12 protein-coding genes and 2 pseudogenes are annotated in these 17,954 nt (G+C 69.6%); 12 read left to right on the forward strand and 2 right to left on the reverse strand.

Annotated features, from left to right (window positions below; genetic code table 11):
- Positions 1 to 15: 15 nt before the first annotated feature.
- A pseudogene (locus tag ABH940_RS32740) lies at positions 16 to 279 on the forward strand (AMP-binding protein); the annotation flags it as partial.
- Positions 280 to 324: 45 nt separating this feature from the next.
- On the forward strand, positions 325 to 5,007 hold the full coding sequence (locus ABH940_RS32745; RefSeq protein WP_370106956.1) for an amino acid adenylation domain-containing protein: 4,683 nt from the start codon (positions 325 to 327) through the stop codon (positions 5,005 to 5,007).
- 235 nt (positions 5,008 to 5,242) lie between these two features.
- Here the strand turns inward: ABH940_RS32745 and ABH940_RS32750 are convergent, their stop codons facing one another.
- Positions 5,243 to 6,181: a TauD/TfdA family dioxygenase gene (locus tag ABH940_RS32750; RefSeq protein ID WP_370106930.1), complete on the reverse strand. Its 939-nt coding sequence runs from the start codon at positions 6,179 to 6,181 to the stop codon at positions 5,243 to 5,245.
- Positions 6,182 to 6,656: 475 nt separating this feature from the next.
- Between ABH940_RS32750 and dpgA the strand changes: the two genes are divergently transcribed.
- The 10 genes and pseudogenes from dpgA to ABH940_RS32800 all read left to right on the forward strand — a co-directional run bounded on the left by dpgA (position 6,657) and on the right by ABH940_RS32800 (position 17,526).
- Positions 6,657 to 7,853, forward strand: a complete 1,197-nt coding sequence (gene dpgA / locus ABH940_RS32755) for a 3,5-dihydroxyphenylacetyl-CoA synthase DpgA (RefSeq protein ID WP_370072927.1) — start codon at positions 6,657 to 6,659, stop codon at positions 7,851 to 7,853.
- 11 nt (positions 7,854 to 7,864) lie between these two features.
- Positions 7,865 to 8,566 carry an enoyl-CoA-hydratase DpgB gene (dpgB, locus tag ABH940_RS32760; RefSeq protein ID WP_370072926.1) on the forward strand — a complete coding sequence of 234 codons (702 nt, stop codon included), beginning with the start codon at positions 7,865 to 7,867 and terminating at the stop codon, positions 8,564 to 8,566.
- Between the two features lie 62 nt (positions 8,567 to 8,628).
- Entirely contained in the window at positions 8,629 to 9,957 is a 1,329-nt protein-coding gene (gene dpgC, locus ABH940_RS32765) for a (3,5-dihydroxyphenyl)acetyl-CoA 1,2-dioxygenase DpgC (RefSeq protein WP_370072931.1), read from the forward strand.
- On the forward strand, positions 9,954 to 10,760 hold the full coding sequence (dpgD, locus tag ABH940_RS32770; RefSeq protein ID WP_370072924.1) for an enoyl-CoA-hydratase DpgD: 807 nt from the start codon (positions 9,954 to 9,956) through the stop codon (positions 10,758 to 10,760). Before dpgC ends, dpgD begins: the two co-directional genes overlap by 4 nt.
- A 387-nt stretch (positions 10,761 to 11,147) precedes the next feature.
- Positions 11,148 to 11,285 (forward strand): annotated as a pseudogene (locus tag ABH940_RS32775) (MbtH family NRPS accessory protein); the annotation flags it as partial.
- A gap of 42 nt (positions 11,286 to 11,327) precedes the next feature.
- Positions 11,328 to 12,548, forward strand: a complete 1,221-nt coding sequence (txtE, locus tag ABH940_RS32780) for a 4-nitrotryptophan synthase (RefSeq protein ID WP_370106931.1) — start codon at positions 11,328 to 11,330, stop codon at positions 12,546 to 12,548.
- 310 nt (positions 12,549 to 12,858) lie between these two features.
- Positions 12,859 to 13,347: a transposase gene (locus ABH940_RS32785; protein ID WP_370106932.1), complete on the forward strand. Its 489-nt coding sequence runs from the start codon at positions 12,859 to 12,861 to the stop codon at positions 13,345 to 13,347.
- Positions 13,236 to 14,372 (forward strand): nitric oxide synthase oxygenase, encoded by a 1,137-nt coding sequence (locus tag ABH940_RS32790; RefSeq protein ID WP_370072921.1) that lies wholly within the window; start codon positions 13,236 to 13,238, stop codon positions 14,370 to 14,372. Before ABH940_RS32785 ends, ABH940_RS32790 begins: the two co-directional genes overlap by 112 nt.
- 441 nt (positions 14,373 to 14,813) lie before the next feature.
- Positions 14,814 to 15,413 (forward strand): AMP-binding protein, encoded by a 600-nt coding sequence (locus ABH940_RS32795; protein WP_370106933.1) that lies wholly within the window; start codon positions 14,814 to 14,816, stop codon positions 15,411 to 15,413.
- A gap of 193 nt (positions 15,414 to 15,606) precedes the next feature.
- On the forward strand, positions 15,607 to 17,526 hold the full coding sequence (locus ABH940_RS32800; RefSeq protein ID WP_370106934.1) for a fatty acyl-AMP ligase: 1,920 nt from the start codon (positions 15,607 to 15,609) through the stop codon (positions 17,524 to 17,526).
- 233 nt (positions 17,527 to 17,759) lie between these two features.
- Here ABH940_RS32800 and ABH940_RS32805 read toward each other — a convergent pair whose 3' ends face one another.
- Positions 17,760 to 17,858 carry a multicopper oxidase domain-containing protein gene (locus ABH940_RS32805; protein WP_370072945.1) on the reverse strand — a complete coding sequence of 33 codons (99 nt, stop codon included), beginning with the start codon at positions 17,856 to 17,858 and terminating at the stop codon, positions 17,760 to 17,762.
- Positions 17,859 to 17,954: the final 96 nt, after the last annotated feature.

Consider the following 17,954-nt stretch of genomic DNA (forward strand, 5'->3'; position numbering starts at 1 on the left):
CCGGCGGGGGCGTTGGTGCTGGGTGGCGAGGCGGCGTCGCCGGCGCTGGTCGCGGGGCTGCTCGAAGTGGCGGGTGGTCGTGGTGTGTTCAACCACTATGGGCCGACTGAGACGACGATCGGTGTGGTGGCGGGCCGGCTGGGCCGGGAGTGGGTGGCTGGGGGTGTGGTGCCGTTGGGGGTGCCGGTGGCGAACACCCGGGCTTATGTGCTGGACGGGTCGTTGAGTCCTGTTCCGGTTGGTGCGGTGGGTGAGTTGTATGTGGCTGGTCCGCAGGTGGCACGCGGGTATGTGGGGCGTGCCGGTTTGACGGCGGGGCGGTTCGTGGCCTGTCCGTTCGGGGTGGTCGGCGAGCGGATGTACGCGACGGGTGACCTGGTGCGGTGGACCGCCGACGGCGAACTGGTGCACCTGGGCCGTGCGGACGAGCAGGTGAAGGTGCGCGGCTTCCGGGTGGAACCGGGCGAGGTCCAGGCCGTGGTGGCCGAGCACCCGGGCGTGGCGCAGGCCGCGGTCGTGGCCCGCCAGGACCAGGTGGGCGAGGACTCGCAGTTGGTCGCCTACGTGGTGGGCACCGGCGCTGCGGGCGATGAACTTCCGGCTTCTGTACGTGATTTCGTGGCCGGGCGGTTGCCGTCCCACATGGTTCCGGCCGCTGTGGTGGTCCTCGGCGAGCTGCCGCTGACGGTGAACGGCAAGGTGGACCGTAAGGCCCTGCCTGCTCCGGACTACACGGGCCTGGCGGATGCGGGGCGGGCTTCGGCGACGGTGCGGGAGGAGTTGCTGTGCCAGGCGTTCGCGCAGGTGCTGGGCCTGGAGCGGGTCGGCGTGGAGGGCGACTTCTTCGCCCTGGGCGGCCACTCCCTGCTGGCGATGCGGTTGGTGAGCCGGGTGCGTGCGGTCTTGGGTGTGGAGTTGCCGTTGCGGGTGCTGTTCGAGGGCCCGACGCCGGCTGCGGTGGCGGCGTGGCTGGGTGGGGCCGGCGCGGGTCGTGCGGCGTTGGTGCCGGTGGTGCGTCCGGAACGGGTGCCGTTGTCGTTCGCGCAGCGTCGGCTGTGGTTCCTGGGGCAGTTGGAGGGCCCGAGTGCGACCTACAACATCCCGATGGCGCTGCGGCTGACCGGGGAGGTGGACCGGGAGGCCCTGGCTGGGGCGTTGCGGGATGTGGTGGGTCGGCACGAGGTGCTGCGCACCGTGTTCCCGGTGGTGGACGGTGAGCCGTATCAGCGGGTGCTGTCGCTGGAGGAGTGCGGTTTCGAGGTGCCGGTTTTGGTGGTCGGGCCGGACGGGCTGGATGCGGCGGTGGCCGAGGCCGCCAGCCACCTGTTCGATCTGGCCGTGCAGGTTCCGCTGCGGGCGGCGGTGTTCGCGGTGGCGCCGCAGGAGCATGTGGTGGTGGTGCTGGTGCACCACATCGCTGGTGACGGCTGGTCGTTCGGTGTGCTGGGGCGGGACATCTCCAGGGCGTACACCGCTCGGGTGGAGGGCCGGAAGCCCGACTGGGCCGCGCTGCCGGTGCAGTACGCGGACTATGCGCTGTGGCAGCGGGAGGTGCTCGGTGACGAGCAGGATCCGGACAGTGTGCTGTCCGGGCAGGTGGCGTACTGGCGCGAGGCGTTGGCGGGGGTGCCGGAGGAGTTGGTGCTGCCGGCGGATCGCCAACGTCCGGCGCGGGCTTCGCACCGCGGCGAGAGTGTGGATCTGACCGTCTCCGCAGAGACGCACCGGCGACTGGCGGCGCTGGCCCGGGAGCGGGGGGCGACCCTGTTCATGGTGGTGCAGGCGGCGTTGGCGGTGACGTTGAACCGCCTGGGGGCGGGCACGGACATCCCGATCGGTTCCGCGATCGCCGGGCGTACCGATGAGGCGCTCAACGACCTGGTCGGGTTCTTCGTCAACACGCTGGTGGTGCGCACGGACCTGTCCGGTGACCCGACCTTCGACGAGGTGCTGGAGCGGGTGCGGGAGGCCAGTCTCGGGGCGTTCGAGCACCAGGACGTGCCGTTCGAGAAGCTGGTGGAGGAACTGTCGCCGGTCCGGTCGATGGCCCGGCACCCGCTCTTCCAGGTCATGCTCACGGTGCAGAACATGGCTGCGGCGGTGTTGGACTTGCCCGGGGTGCGGCCTTGGGCGGTTGCTGCGGCTGCGTCGGCGGCGAAGTTCGACCTGGAAGTGAGTGTGGGTGAGGTCTTCGATGCGCAGGGCGTGCCGGCGGGGTTGCGCGTCACGCTGATCGCGGCTGCGGATCTGTTCGACGCGCAGACCGTGCGGCGGATCGCGGGCTGGTGGGTCCAGGTCCTGGAGACGGTGACGGCGCGGCCGGGGACCCGGTTGAGCGCGGTGGATGTGATGGGTGAGGCTGAGCGCCGGCAGATCGTGGAGGAGTGGAACGAGACGGCGCTGGAGGTGGCGTCCTCGACCTTGCCGGCGTTGTTCGCGGCGCAGGTGGCGCGGACGCCGGATGCGGTGGCGCTGGTGTTCGAGGGTGTCGAGGTGTCGTACGCGGAGTTGGACGAGCGGGCGAACCGGTTGGCGCGGTTGCTGGTCGGGCGTGGTGTGGGTGCGGAGTCGGTCGTGGCGGTGTGTCTGGAGCGCGGGGTCGAGGCGGTGGTGGCGATCCTGGCGGTGGTGAAGGCGGGGGGTGCGTATCTGCCGATCGATCCGGTGTATCCGGACGACCGGATCGGGTTCACCTTGGGTGATGCGGGCGCCTGTCTGGTGCTGACGTGTGCTGAGCTGGCGGATCGGTTGGGTGGCTTCGGTGTCGGGGTGGCGGTGTTGGACGAGCCATCGGTGGTGGGGGAGTTGGCGGCGCTGGATGGCGGGGCGGCGGAGTGTGCGGTGCTGCCGGGGCATCCGGCGTACGTGATCTACACCTCGGGGTCGACGGGTCGGCCCAAGGGCGTGGTGGTGTCGCACGGCAGTGTGACCGAGTTGTTCGCGCAGGCGGGGCCGCTGTTCGGCGGGTTCCGGGCGGATGACGTGTGGTCGTGCTTCCACTCGTTCGCGTTCGACTTCTCGGTGTGGGAGATGTGGGGTGCGCTGCTGCACGGGGGTCGGGTGGTGGTGGTCCCGTCTGGGGAGTCGCGGTCGCCGCAGGAGTTCCTGGCGCTGATCGAGCGTGAGCGGGTGACGGTGGTGAGTCAGACACCGTCGGCGTTCTACCAGTTGGCTGCCGCGGAGGAGCAGCGGCCTGGGTCGGTGGCCTCGGTGCGTGCGGTGGTGTTCGGCGGTGAGGCGCTGGATCTGGGCCGGCTGAGCGGCTGGTGGGGGCGCCACGGTGATGCCGGTCCGCGGTTGGTGAACATGTACGGCATCACCGAGACGACGGTGATGGTGACGTTCCGCGAGCTCGCGCCGGGTGAGGGCGGGTCGGACAGCGTGATCGGGCGTGGCATCCCGGGCCTGGGCGTGTACGTGCTGGACGAGTTCCTGCAGCCGGTTCCGGTAGGTGTGACGGGTGAGTTGTACGTTGCTGGCGGGCAGTTGGCGCGCGGGTACCTGGGGCGTCCCGGGCTGACCGCGGGGCGGTTCGTGGCGTCGCCGCTCGGGGTGCCGGGTGGGCGGCTGTACCGCACGGGCGACCGCGCGAAGTGGTCGGGCGACGGAGAGCTGGTGTTCGCGGGCCGCGCGGACGAGCAGGTGAAGGTGCGCGGCTTCCGGATCGAGCCCGGCGAGGTCCAGGCCGTCCTGGCCGCCCATCCCGCCGTGGCCCAGATCGCGGTCGTCGCTCGCGAGGACGTTCCGGGAGACATCCGCCTGGTGGCGTACGCCGTTCCGGCCGGCTCGGACACACCGCCGGACGAACTCGTCGCCCTGTTGCGGGAGTTCGCGGGTGAGCGGTTGCCGTCCTACATGGTGCCGTCGGCAGTCGTGCTGCTGGACGCGCTGCCGCTGACCGTGAACGGCAAGCTCGACCGCACGGCCCTGCCGGCCCCGCAGTACGCCGTGAGTGCGCAGGCCCTCCAGGGCGGTGGCTCGCTCAGTGCCTTCGAGCAGAGCGTGTGCGAGGCGTTCGCGAAGGTACTGGGGTTGGAGAGCGTCGGGGTCGACGACGACTTCTTCGCGCTGGGCGGGCACTCGCTGCTGGCGGTGTCGTTGGTGGAGGAACTGCGGTCGCGTGGTGTGTCGGTGTCGGTGCGCGACCTGATCACCAACCCGACCGTGGCGGGGCTGCTCAGCACGTTGTCCTTGTCGTCGGTCAAGGACGCGTTCTGCGGCATGCTCGCCATCCGGTCGAGCGGCAGCGAGCCGCCGTTCTTCTTCGTGCATCCCGGAAGCGGGTCGAGCTGGTGCTACCTGCCGCTGGCCCGGTACGTCCCGCAGGAGTATCCGCTCTACGGGTTGCAGGCCGACGGGCTCGACGGCACGAGTGAACTCGCCTCCGGTGCTGTGGAGATGGCCGCGGCGTACATCGAGCAGATTCGTTCCGTGCAGCCGAGCGGCCCCTACCATCTGGTGGGCTACTCCTTCGGGGGGACGGTGGCGCACGAGATCGCGGTGCAACTGGAGGCCGCGGGTGAGCAGGTGGCCGCGCTGGTCATCCTGGACACCTTCCCGGTGCAGCGGGACGCGGATCCCGCCGCGGTCGGCGAGGCATCCCGCGACGCCGGGGAGGCGGACGGGTCCGACGACCCGGCGGGCTCGTCGACGTCCGACGAGAACGACGTTCTTGCCCAGAGGCTCCGGGAGCTTCGGGCGAGTGTGGGCCATGTCCTCGGCGGGGTCTCGGACGAGGAGCTGATCCGGATCGTTCACGTCTTCGACAACAACAAGCAGCTGCAGGAGGAGCACCGGGCCGGTCGGTTCGGCGGGGATGCCCTGGTGGTGGTCGCGGCGGAGGGCAGGGCGACCGATGTGCCGTGGGTGCAGCGGTGGGAGCCGTACATCTCCGGGAAGATCACCGAGGTGAGCCTTCCCTGCACGCACCGCGACCTGGTGCGGCCTGACACACTGGGCCAGGTGTGGGCCGCCGTCGAGGGATGGCTGGGCTCGGGCCGGTCGTAGCGGTCTCCTACGGGCACGGCGGTAGGCACGCCGGAAGCGAACGGGAGTGTTGTCATCCGCACCGCGGGCGGCGGCCCTCCCGCTCAATGCACGCGACCGGGCGCAACTCGCCGTCGCCGCCCATGAGGCGAGGATCGTCTCGCCTCCCGAGTGACGCCCGGCTCGGCCACCGACCGAAGCGGGAGCCCTGGCCCACCAACGGCGGACCAGGGCTCCCGCGCTCTGACCGGTGCTCTCAGCGCGCCATGGCGACCAGGACCCGGCGGCTCCCGGAGAACGCCCTGCGCCCGTGGGCGACGGCGACGTTGTCGATGACCAGGACGTCGCCCTGGCGCCAGTCGACGTCGACGGCCAGCGCCAGTCCCTTCTCGCGGATCTCGAGCACGTAGTCGTCGGGGATCGGGGAGCCGTCGGCGAAGGTCACCGACTGCGGCAGCTCGTCCGCGGGGACGATGGCCGCGAGCTCGCGCATGGTCTCCTCGCCCAGTGTCGCGGGGTGCCACTGGTCCGCCTGGTTGAACCAGACCTCCGCACCGGTGACCGGGTGGCGGACCGTCGAGGGCCGGACCTGGCGCGTCCGCAGCGCATTGCCGGCGGTCCAGTCCCAGCCCACGCCCGCCTCGGCCAGCAGCTTCTCGACCTCCGCCCGGTCGTCCGTCTCGAACGTCGCCTGCCAGCTCTTGCCGAAGCCCCGGCCGCCGTGCAGGTACTGCCGGTAGCAGACACCGCCGCTGAAGTCCGCACGGATCCGGTCGTCGAGTGCTGCCAGCCAGGTGGCGCCGTCCAGCAGTGGAGTGGCGCCTCCCGTCGCAGCCGGCCATACGCAGCAGAAGAGCAGCCGGGAGGGCCAGGCGTGGGCGTAGGAGAGCTCGCTGTGCATGGAGATCGCGTACTCGGGCGGGTACTCCGTCGAGGTGTAGACGTTGTCGGAGACCTTGGTCCTGGGCGTGTTGCCGTGCACGTACGCGAGGCGCTCGGGCAGCAGGGCGGGCATCACGTCCGCCAGGCCCGCCTCGGTGACATCGAAACCCCGGAACAGCAAGGCCTGGTGACGGCCCAGCAGTTCGTCGACCGCGACTGAGTCGAGGTACTCCGTCAGTCCCTGGGGGGTCGCGCCGGCGCCGGTGTTCTCGGGCGTGATCCGTTGCGGTGCCCAGCCCTGCTGAACGCTCATGGGGGATATCTCCTTGGTGATTGGGACGTTGGGCGTCGAGTCGTGCACCTGTGTTCAACGGTGGTCGCGCGGCGGTTGAACGCTGGCCAGCACGACTGGAGTTGTTGGTTCGGTGGGACTGAGGCCATGCTGCTGTCGAGAGGCGGGGCTTCGTGCCCGTGGCGGGCAGCAGGGGGATCTCTCCAGAGCCCTCTTTTGGTCGCCCACGATTGTCACTGAACGCCGGGTGGTCCGCCAGGAGTGCTGCGACCACATCGAGCAGGACCGGACCGACACGCGGTCCAAAAGCCTGGTCGAGGCCGTGTCCCAGAACTGACAGGTCCACCCGACCGGGTCGGCCCCGAGGCGACCTTGCGCCGCCGGGGTCGCTCCGCACGTCGACAGACAACACACCGCTCCAGACGGAGGTACCAGCCGTGTCGGCCCTAGTACGCCGAGTCCGCAGCAAGACCCGCATGTGGGGGTGGACGTTCCGATGACGACCAGCAACAGCCGCACGCCGAGCCGAACCCGCCAGGCTCCGCCCCGGCGCCCGGCCCACCCGGGGACCGGGACGCTGGACCAGCCGGCCCTCGAAGGCAAGAACACCCCCAACGCCGCCCGGATCGTCGGAGTCGGCACCGCCAACACCGAGCACTCCTACTCGCAGCGGGAACTGCTCGACATCTTCCGCATCACCGACCCCAAGGTACGCTCGATCTTCCTCAACAGCGCGATCGAGCGCCGCTACCTCACCGTCCCGCCGAGGGACGCCGACGGCGCCGTGCTCTCCGAGGCTCAGGGCGAACTGCTGGACAAGCACAAGCGACTGGCCCTGGACATGGGCGCCCGGGCGGTCCGCGCCTGCCTCGAGGACAGCGGACTCGAGCCGGCCGACATCGACTACCTGTGCTGCACCACCACAACCGGCTTCCTCACCCCTGGCCTGAGCGCCCACCTGATCCGCGAGATGGGGATCCTGCCGAAGACCAGCCGCATCGACGTGGTCGGGATGGGCTGCAACGCCGGGCTGAACGCCCTCAACGCCACCGCCAGTTGGGCCACCGCCAACCCCGGTAGGGTCGCCGTCCTGCTTTGCGCCGAGGCCTGCTCGGCCGCCTACGTGATCGACGGCACCATGCGCACCGCCGTGGTCAACAGCCTCTTCGGCGACGGCGCCGCCGCCATCGCCCTGATCGCCGACCCGCCGGACAGCGCCTACGCCCCGACCGACGTGCCGCCCGGCACCAGCGGCCCGCGCATCCTCGGCTTCGCCAGCCACCTGATCACCGACGCCATCGGCGCGATGCGCTACGACTGGGACGACGAGCAGGGCAAGTTCAGCTTCTACCTCGACCCGCACGTGCCCTACGTGGTCGGAGCCAACGCCGAACAGGTCGTCGACCGGCTGCTGTCCGGCGCCGGCCTGCGCCGCAGCGACATCAGCCAGTGGCTGGTGCACTCCGGCGGCAAGAAGGTCATCGACGCGGTCCGGGTCAACCTGGGCCTGACCCGGCACGACGTCCGGCACACCACCAGCGTGCTGCGCGACTACGGCAACCTGTCCAGCGGCTCGTTCCTGTTCTCGTACCAGCGGCTGCTCGACGAGGGCGTCGCGAGGGCTGGCGACCACGTCGTGATGATGACCATGGGACCGGGTTCCACGATCGAAACGGCGCTGCTGCAGTGGTGAGGGAGAAGCAGATGGCAGAGAACACGAGGACCACCGGGCTCGGTGCGGGCCCCGAGGACATCGACCTGGTCATCGACGGCGCCAAGCCGCTGACCCTCGCCACCGTCGCGGCGGTGACGGCCGTCTGCGACCGCGTCGAGGAGCGGGCCGGCAGCGGCCGCGTCGTCCTGCGCCTCGGCGGTGTCCCCGGCGGCACCTGGGCCGCCGATCTGACGGTGTCACTGGTCAGCAAGTGGGAGCGCGCGCTGCGCCGCCTCGAGCGGCTCCCCGCCGCCACCATCGCCATCGCCGACGGCGACTGCGGCGGCACCGCCCTGGACGCGATGCTCGCCGCCGACTACCGCATCGCCACCACCTCGGTGCGCCTGGTGGTACCCGTCGGTGGCGGCGCGACCTGGCCCGGCATGGCCCTCTACCGGATCTCCCAGCACGGTGCGACCGCCGCCGCGATCCGCCGCGCCGTTCTGTTCGGCACCCCGGTCGACGCGGGCGACGCACTCGCCCTGCACCTGCTCGACGAACTCACCGAGGACGTCACCGAGGCCCTCGCCACCGTCGCCCTGCGCGCCGGCGGCATCAGCGGCACCGAACTGGCCATCCGGCGCCAGCTCATGGCCGACGCGGCCACCACCAGCTTCGAGGAGGCCCTCGGAGTCCACCTCGCAGCGGTCGACCGGACCCTGCGCCGCGCTGTCGCCGGAGCCGCCTCGTGACCACCCGCCAGGCCCCGAACGCCGCCGGCCACCCGCCGGCACCCGAGGAGGACCTGCGCGCGATGCGCGGCGACCTCGCCACCGCCCGTGCCGCCCTCGCCGCCGCCGCAGCCCACTCCGAGGGCCTGCTGGCGATCCTGCCCGTCCCGGCCGTGCGCACCACCTGCCAGCGCACCGCCGCCGCCGAGGCGATCGACGTCACGCGGACCCTGCGCGAGATGTTCCTGCGCACCCACATCGACGCCGTCCACGACGAACTCACCGCCGGCCGCACCCGCCACCTGCGGCTCGCCGAACTCGCCGAGGCCGCCGCCCACGCCTTCCCCGGCCTGGTGCCCACCGCCACGCAGCTCGACGACGAACGCACCCGCACCCAGGCCGGCAAGGAAGGCCACGAGATCGACCAGGGCCTCTTCTTCAGCCACCTGCTGCGCTCGCCGGTCGCCGGGACGCACCTGCTCGAGTCGATGCTGCGCCCCACCCAGCGCGCACTCGACCTGCTGGACCAGTACGCCGCCACCGGCCGCATCGACCTCGGGCCGGTCCGGCTGGAACGCACCGGCCCCGTCGCCCGGCTCACCATGACCGGCCACGACCGGCTCAACGCCGAGGACAACCAGCAGGTCGACGCCATGGAGACCGCCGTCGACCTCGCGATGCTCGACCCCGAGGTTGAGGTCTGCCTGCTGCGCGGCGGCGAGATGACCCACCCCCGCTACTGGGGTCGGCGGATCTTCAGCGCCGGCATCAACCTCAAGGCGCTCTCCGGTGGCGGGATCTCCCTGGTCGACTTCCTGCTGCGCCGCGAACTCGGCTACATCCACAAGATCCAGCGCGGTCTGATCACCGGCGACAGCACCAGCTGGCGCCCCGCGAGGGTGGAGAAGCCCTGGGTCGCCGCCGTCGACGGTTTCGCGATCGGCGGCGGCATGCAGTTGCTGCTGGTTTTCGACCACGTGCTGGCCGCCACCGACTCCTACCTCAGCCTGCCCGCCGCGAAGGAGGGGATCGTGCCAGGCGCCGCCAACTTCCGCCTCAGCGCGATCGGCGGGCCCCGGCTGTCCCGCCAGGTCATCCTCAGCGGACGCCGCGTCCACGCGGGCGAACCGGAGGCCGCCCTGCTCATCGACGAGGTCCACGAGCCCGACGAGCTCGACCTCGCCATCGAGCGGAGCCTGGACCGGATGCGCGGCCAGGCCGTGGTGGCCAACCGGCGGATGATCAACATCGCCGAGGAACCGATGGATGCGTTCCGGCTCTACATGGCGGAGTTCGCACTCCAGCAGGCGCTGCGCCTGTACAGCGGAGATGTCATCCACAAGGTAGGCCGCTTCACTGCCGAACAGAGCCGCCGCCAGGAGCGGGACCAAGCCCGGGGGTGGGCGGAGTGAGTGGCCCGGACGAGCCACGGGTGCGGTACGAGAAGAAGGACCGCGTCGCTCGCATCACGCTCGACCGGCCCGCCGTGCTCAACGCCATGGACCTGCGGATGCACGAGGAACTCGCGCAGATCTGGGACGACGTCGAGGCGGACGACGACGTCCGGGTCGCGGTGCTCACCGGCGCCGGCGACCGGGCCTTCACGGTCGGCCAGGACCTGCATGAACGGGCCCGGCTGGACGCGGCAGGAGTGCCGCGCACCAGCTTCGGCAGCCGAGGCCAGCCCGGGTGGCCGCGGCTGACCGAGCGGTTCGACCTCTCCAAGCCGGTCCTCGCCCGGGTCAATGGCTACGCCCTGGGCGGAGGCTTCGAACTCGCCCTGGCCTGCGACCTGATCATCGCCTCGGACCAGGCGATCTTCGCGCTGCCCGAGGCCCGGCTGGGGCTGGTCCCCGGCGCCGGCGGGGCGTTCCGGCTGGCCCGCCAGCTACCGTTGAAGACGGCGATGGGCTACCTGCTGACCGGCCGTCGCATGGACGCCGACACCGCCCTGCGGTTCGGCCTGGTCAACCGGGTCGTCCCGGCCGACCAGCTCGACGACTGTGTCGCCGAGTGGACCGACGACCTGCTGCGCAGCGCCCCGCTCGCAGTACGGGCGATCAAGCAGGCCGTGATGCGATCGGTGGACCTCCCGCTCGACGAGGCGTTCACCGCTGCCTATCCGTGGGAGCAGCGGCGCCGCGACAGCGCGGACGCCGTCGAGGGCCCGCGCGCCTTCGCCGAGCGGCGCGAACCCCGATGGCAGGGCCGCTGACCCTGCCCGGCCGCGCAACCCGCCCGTCCCGTGCACCCGCCTCGTAGCGGGCGCACGGGACGGGTGATCTCCCGGCCGGGAACGGTGAGTTGTTCAAGTGACGCACGGTGCTGGTTGAACACCCGTGCCGATCACTTGCGCCGGGTTGAACACCCGCACCATCCCCAGTGGTTGGGGCATAGTGGTCTGCGTCGCCAGGAACCGACGGAGTTCGGCGAGGCCGGACGTCAGGAAGCCTGGACCGGACCGAGGAACCGTGGGTGGCGGAGCTGCGGCCGGACAGCCTGATCGCGACAGTCGGGGGAAATGATGTCCCCCTGAGCTGTTAGCGGTCATCGCTAAAACTCTGTTAGCCAGAGTGCACGAGTCGGAGGGGAACCCACGAACGAGGTACCCGCGGGATGGAGTGTGGCGCACGGTCCGGCGGACAGGAAGTCCTGCGTGGAGTTTATCGAAGGCACGTGGACGGATATGCGACCCAAGAGCCTGATGGACGCCATGGATAACCTGGCCGCATCGTCCTGACCCATATCCGCAACCAGGGAAACAAATTAAAGGGAGCAGTCCGTGGAAGATCTGTCGCCGCTTTCGGATCCTGGCATCGTCCCGAATCCGTACCCGACCTATGCGCGCCTTGCCGAGCAGGAGCCGGTCCACTGGTGCGAGGGCTTGAACGCGTGGGCCGTCATGGGATACGAGGGCTGCGCGAGCGCGCTGAAGGATCCCCAATTCAAGGCCGAACGCATGGAAGAGATTCTGAGTGGCAAGTTCGACGGCCGGGAACTGCCGACCGAGAATGTTTATCACCAGTTCACCAAGAACGTGATGATGTACACGGATGGGCCGCAACACAACGCACTGAGGAAGTCCACGCACGCCGGCTTCACGCGCGAGGCCCATGAGTTCTACAGCAAGGTGATCGAACGTGTCGCCTACGACCTGGTCGCCAGTATCCCGGACGGCGTGAAGGAGATCGACGCCGTCGCCGCGCTGGCCGAAAAGCTTCCCGTGAATGCAGCTGTTCACGCCTTCGGAGTTCCCGAAGAGGATCTTGACGCCGTGATACCCAGCGTAGCCAAGGTGATGACCTACTGGTCGGGGCCGCAAGAGCAGCCGCTGGAGCTCGAGCACCTGCTCGAGCACCTCACGGACCTCCACACCTACGCACTCGAACTCATTCAGGGCAAGCGAGGAAGGGTCCTTCCGGGCACGGTCATCGCCCGACTCGCGGCCAGCCTGGCGGACCAGACCGAGGTCACGCCGCAGCAGACCGTACATCAGCTGGTGCTTCTGTTGATCGCGCTGTTTGCGCCCACGACGCCGGGATCCGTCGGTAGCGGCATGCTCGCGTTCGCGACGAACCCCGATCAGATCGCACGCTTCCTGGAGAATCCCGAGTGCGTTGAGAACACGGCGAACGAAGTGGTGCGCTTCAACGCGTCGAACCAGTTTACGTGGCGCGTCGCGGCGACGGACGTGGACCTGCGCGGTGTTCGTATCAAGGAGGGGCAGAGGGTCGCCCTGTTCCTGGGGGCGGCAAATCGGGACCCGAACGTCTTCGCCCGTCCGAACGAGTTCGACCTTGGTCGGCAGAACAGTGGCAAGAATCTGTCGTTCGGCTTCGGGCCGCACGCGTGTCTCGGTAGGCAGATAGCTAGCCTCGAAATCAAGTGGTTCTTCGTTGCTCTCTTCGCACGTTTCCCGATGATCCGGCTGGCGGGAGACCCCGAATGGAACAGCAACCTTGAATTCCGGTCGCTCCGGTCCCTGCCACTGCTCCTGGCCTGACGAGCCGTCATCCGGGGCACGGGGCTGATGGACTGCTTCTGCGTGGCGAATGAACCGCACGGGGGATTTCGCGTCACACGATAGGGGTTCTGTCATGACGCCCCGTGCCCTCGTGCAGATGCGAAGGCCGGCGGCCAAGCTCGGCAAACCGCTCATCGCGAAGCGGCCAGGGGGTCGGCCCGCCTCGGTAAGGGGGTACTCGGACATGGCGCCTTCATAGTGAAGCCTGGTCAGGCTGTTTGGCCCGTCCCCCGGTGAGTAGACACCCCGATACTTGGTTCCTCCATAATCCAAGAAGAAGGGGCCCTGGATGCCACGTCCATCCCGTCATTCCCCGGAGTTCCAGCGCGACGCAGTCGCCCTCGTACGCTCCGGTCCGCACCGCACCATCGCCGACGTCGCCACCGAACTCGGCGTCAACCGCGAGACCCTACGGAGCTGGGTGCGCCGCGAGGAGCGCGCCGGCACCCTGGCCGCCGGCGGAATGGGACCGACTGAGCTTGAGGAACTGAGAACTCTTCGTTCGCGTGTGGCCAGCCAAGTATTCACCCTGGCAGTGGGGCCGCAGCGGAAAGTGCATGCCAGGCCGCGAGGAAACCCATGGATGCCGAAACACTTCCAGCAAGCACCCTTGACCATTGCGCCCCCACCGCCACGGCTGGCACGGCACCGACGTGCCTGGCTTCCGTGCCCGCGCGCCGCTCCAGCAGTGCCGCTGACCCCAAAGAAGCGGAGGAGTTCCTGCGCCAGTTCCATACCGAGCAGCCCGAGCAGCCCGTCCCGTTCACAGCGCGTCTGAGACAGGTCCTCATCGAGATCGACAATACGGGCGCCTATCGACACACCTCCGAGGAACTGGCCTTCGGCGCCCGTGTAGCCTGGCGTAACTCCAGTCGCTGCATCGGTCGCTTGTACTGGAACAGCCTTCGCGTCATGGACCGACGGGACGCGAAAACGTCCGAGGCGATTTACCGATGCCTCTGTGAGCATCTGCGTCAGGCGACGAACGCCGGACGCATCCGCCCCGTCATCTCGATCTTTGCCCCCGACACCCCCGAGCGGGCCGCCCCCAGAGTATGGAACGACCAGCTCATCCGTTACGCCGGCTACCGCCGGCAGGACGGGACCATTCTTGGTGACCCAGCGTTGGTGGACTTCACTGAGGCCGTCTGCCGACTTGGATGGTCGGCCCCCCAAGGCCTCTTCGATGTATTGCCATTGGTCATAGAGACCGCCGATGACAAGCCGCAGATCTTCGAGCTGCCCTCCGATCTGATCCTTGAAGTGCCCATCATCCACCCGGAGCATCCACAGATCGCCGATTTGGCGTTGCGCTGGTATGCCGTGCCAGCGATCTCCAACATGCGTCTGCGCATCGGAGGCATCGACTACCCCCTTGCCCCGTTCAACGGCTGGTACATGGGTAGTGAGATCGGCGCGCGCAACCTGGTCGACGAGGACCGGTTCGATTTGTTGCTGACCGTGGCAGAGTGCCTCGGCCTGGATATCAGCAGCGAAATCACCCTGTGGCGTGATCGCGCGTTGGTCGAGCTGAATGTTGCAGTCTTGCACTCTTTCACCACCGCCGGTGTCACGATCAGCAACCACCACACGGAATCCCGGCACTTTCTCACCCACCTGGCCCGGGAAGGGCGTAACGGCCGCACTGTTTCCGCGGACTGGAGCTGGATCGTTCCCCCGATCTCCGGCGGCATCACGCCCGTCTTCCACCGCTACTACGACGACACCGAGCAACGCCCCAACTTCTACCTTGACGACCAGGCGCGTGCTCGCAGCCGGGGACAATGCCCGTATGCGCACTGAGCGACTCACCGCCGCGGCGGCTTCGGTCCGGGGTCCTGCCTTCGGCGAGATGTGGCGCCTCGTACGTCGACCAGGTGTTCCAGATCGACCTGGTTTGCTCGGACCCTGGCAGCGCTGCCCGGCGGCGCCACGTTCGCCAACCACAAGACAAACCTTGGGAGTGCCACGTGAGTGAGACGCGTGCGGCCTTCGTTCCGGCAGCTCCCCCCGCGGCGAAGGTCCACGAACTGCTACTGGCCGCAGCCCGGGTGACCCCGCAGGCACCCGCGGTCATCGACTACACCGACAGCGGTGAGCTCAACATCATGACCTATCGTCAGCTTGAGAGCCTCGCCGTCGCGTGCGCGACCGAGATGGACCGGCCGGGTCTGGACATAGGTGACCGGGTGCTCGTTGAGGCGGACAACAGGCCCAGCGATCGCCATGTTCCTCGCCTGCTCGATGCACGGTGTCACCTTCGTCCCGGTCAGCCCGGACACCTCCGACCAGCGGCTGCTCTCGGTCCTGGACACCTCCGGGGCCGTACTCCACACGCGCGCCGCCGCGGTCGCGCGAGCCTGCCTGCCTGATTCGGTCGCGACGGCACGGTTCGACACGACCAGACTGACGGTCGAGCGGGCGCCCACGCCCCGTACCCGGCACCGTCGCGCTGCGGTCACCACCGACACCGCTTACATGATCTTCACGTCCGGCACGACGGGGCGACCCAAGGGGATCGTCATGAGCCACCGGGGTGTGCTCGCCTTCTACCGCGGACTGATGGACCACCGGATCGTCACCAGCGAAGACCGGGTGGCAACCACCTCGCCGCTGCAGTTCGACTTCTCGCTGCTGGATATCGGCCTCGCTCTGAGCAGCGGCGCCGCCGTCGTGCCCGTGCCGCGCGACCAGCTGCGCTTGCCGCTCCGCTTCCTGCAGTGTCTGGCCGACACACGGGCCACCCGGGTCGACGGGGTCCCCTCGATCTGGCGTCCGGCGCTATGGCTGGAGCCCGAACGGCTCGCCTGCACCCGCCTCGTAGCGGGCGCACGGGACGGGTGATCTCCCGGCCGGGAACGGTGAGTTGTTCAAGTGACGCACGGTGCTGGTTGAACACCCGTGCCGATCACTTGCGCCGGGTTGAACACCCGCACCATCGCCAGTGGTTGGGGCATAGTGGTCTGCGTCGCCAGGAACCGACGGAGTTCGGCGAGGCCGGACGTCAGGAAGCCTGGACCGGACCGAGGAACCGTGGGTGGTGGAGCTGCGGCCGGACAGCCTGATCGCGACAGTCGAGAACGGCACCGCCCAACCGCCCAACCGCGCGGCGCGCGCCGCCGCGCATGTCCGCGCGCCGCCCGGACCGACGCAGCGCCAAGCCCAGGGGGAAGCAATGGCCTTCGAGCTGACCAGCTACCGGAACCTCGGCGACGCGTTCGCCGCGCGTGTCGCCCAACATCCCGACAAGACCGCGCTCACCATCTACCGCAACTCCGCCGAGGCCGCGCACGATAGCCTCAGCTACGCCGAACTCGCCCGCCGGGCCGGCCTGCGCGCCGCCGACCTGGCGCAGCACCTGGCCCCCGGTGAGCGCGTTCTCATCGCGCTGCCCACCGGCACCGAGTTCGTCGAGCTCTACCTCGCCTGCTTGCTGGCCGGTGTCATCGCCGTGCCCGCCCCGCCGGCGACCGGCTCCACCGCCGCCGCCCAGCGCGTCGCCGCGATCGCCGTGGACTGCACGCCCGGACTGGTCTTCGTCACCGCCGGGGACCTCGGCACCCTCACCGAGCGCTTCCAAGCGCAGGGCCTGGGCCACGTCCCCGTCCGGGCCGCCGCCCCCGTGCCGGCCGGTGAGGCACTCCCCGCGGCGCTCCGCGGTCGCCACATCGACCAGGACGCCCTCGCCGTCCTCCAGTACAGCTCCGGCTCCACCGGCACCCCGAAGGGCGTGATGCTCGCCCACCGGAACGTCCAGGCGAACCTCGAGGCCCTGCACTCCGTCATCGGCCTGGGCGGGGACGACTCGTTCGGCAGCTGGATGCCGCTGCACCACGACTTCGGTCTCTTCGTTCAGCTCAGCTGCGCACTCTTCCACGGCGCGACAACGGTCCTGATGCCGCCGGTGACGTTCGCCCGCAAGCCCGTCGAATGGTTTCGGATGATGAACGAATTCCGGACCACCGCCAGCTCCGCTCCCAACTTCGCGTACGGCATCGCGCAGCGCCTCATCACGGACGAACAACTCGACGGGCTCGACGTGTCACCGCTGCGCTGGCTGTGCAACGGCTCCGAGCCGATCCACGCCCCGACCATCGCCGCGTTCACCAAGCGGTTCGCACACATCGGGCTGCGCCCCGAAGCCATCGCCGCCGGCTACGGCATGGCCGAGGTCACCGTCTACACCTGCACCACCCCCATCCCGCGCCAGCCGACCGTCCTGGTCGTCGACCCCCAGCGCCTCGCCGACGCCGACCACCCCGCGCTGGTTCCCGCCCATGACGGCCGCGGCAAGGAGATCACCGGCGTCGGACGCCCCAAGGCCTTCGACGCCCTCATCGTCGACCCCGCCACCCTGCGCCCCCTGCCCGCCGGCGAGGTCGGCGAGGTCTGGCTGCGCGGCGACAGTGTCGGCCGGGGCTACTGGGACAAGCCCGACCTCACCGCCCGCATCTTCCACGCCCGTCCCGCCGGCGCCGACGACACCGGACCCGGCTGGCTGCGCACCGGCGACCTGGGCGCCCTGGCGGACGGCGAACTGTTCATCACCGGCCGGCTCAAGGAGGTGATGATCGTCCACGGGCGCAACCTCTACCCGCACGACATCGAACACGAGGCGCGGGCCGCCCACCCCGCGCTGGAGGGGTTCCTCGGCGCCGCCTTCGGTGTCCAGGCCCCCGACGAGCGGATCGTGCTGGTGCACGAGGTCAGCCCGACCCTGCCGGCCGAGGAACTGCGCACCGTGGCGGCGGCCATCATCCGCCGCCTCACCGCCGCTACCGGTGCGCCGGTCCGCAACGTCCTGCTGGTGCGGCGCGGCAGCGTGCACCGCACCACCAGCGGCAAGATCCAGCGCGCCGCGATGCGCGACCGCTTCCTGGCCGGCGAGATCACTGCCCTGCACACCGAACTCGATCCTGCGGTACGGCGGTTGACCGCAGAACCCGAAACCCTGTGACGCCCACCCGCACCGGCACCGCACGCGGGATCGTGAACCGGTTGGCGTGGATGCAGGCCGAGTACGGGCTCACGGGCGCGGATCGGGTGGCTATGGCTGACCGACTCCCGGGGACTGATGCTGACCTTTTGCTGACCCCGGATGGTCGGCCAGGCCCACGGCCTGGGTGGAACCGCTGCTCCTGTGGTATGTCCCACCCGCGTTTCCGCAGGTGGGACACCCTAAGGCAGCGTCTACTGGACCACGTTGACGAAGCTCATCATGCCGTTGTCCTCGTGAGCGGCGATGTGGCAGTGGGACATCACCAAGGCGGCCGGCCCCGTGAAGGGCATCTGGTATCACGCCTACGTCATCATCGACATCTTCAGCCGCTACATCGTCGACCACACCGTCGAGGCTGTCGAATCCGCCGAGCGGCGGAGGAGCGG

It is taken from the genome of Streptacidiphilus sp. BW17, assembly GCF_041262485.1.
In the GTDB taxonomy this organism is placed as follows: domain Bacteria; phylum Actinomycetota; class Actinomycetes; order Streptomycetales; family Streptomycetaceae; genus Streptacidiphilus.

Coding starts and splice junctions, on each gene's coding strand:
- ABH940_RS32795 (WP_370106933.1), top strand. CDS start 14,814: ATGCACGGTGTCACCTTCGTCCCGGTCAGCCCGGACACCTCCGACCAG.
- dpgA (WP_370072927.1), top strand. CDS start 6,657: ATGACGACCAGCAACAGCCGCACGCCGAGCCGAACCCGCCAGGCTCCG.
- ABH940_RS32805 (WP_370072945.1), bottom strand. CDS start 17,858: ATGCCCTTCACGGGGCCGGCCGCCTTGGTGATGTCCCACTGCCACATC.
- ABH940_RS32785 (WP_370106932.1), top strand. CDS start 12,859: ATGCCACGTCCATCCCGTCATTCCCCGGAGTTCCAGCGCGACGCAGTC.
- dpgB (WP_370072926.1), top strand. CDS start 7,865: ATGGCAGAGAACACGAGGACCACCGGGCTCGGTGCGGGCCCCGAGGAC.
- ABH940_RS32750 (WP_370106930.1), bottom strand. CDS start 6,181: ATGAGCGTTCAGCAGGGCTGGGCACCGCAACGGATCACGCCCGAGAAC.
- dpgC (WP_370072931.1), top strand. CDS start 8,629: ATGCGCGGCGACCTCGCCACCGCCCGTGCCGCCCTCGCCGCCGCCGCA.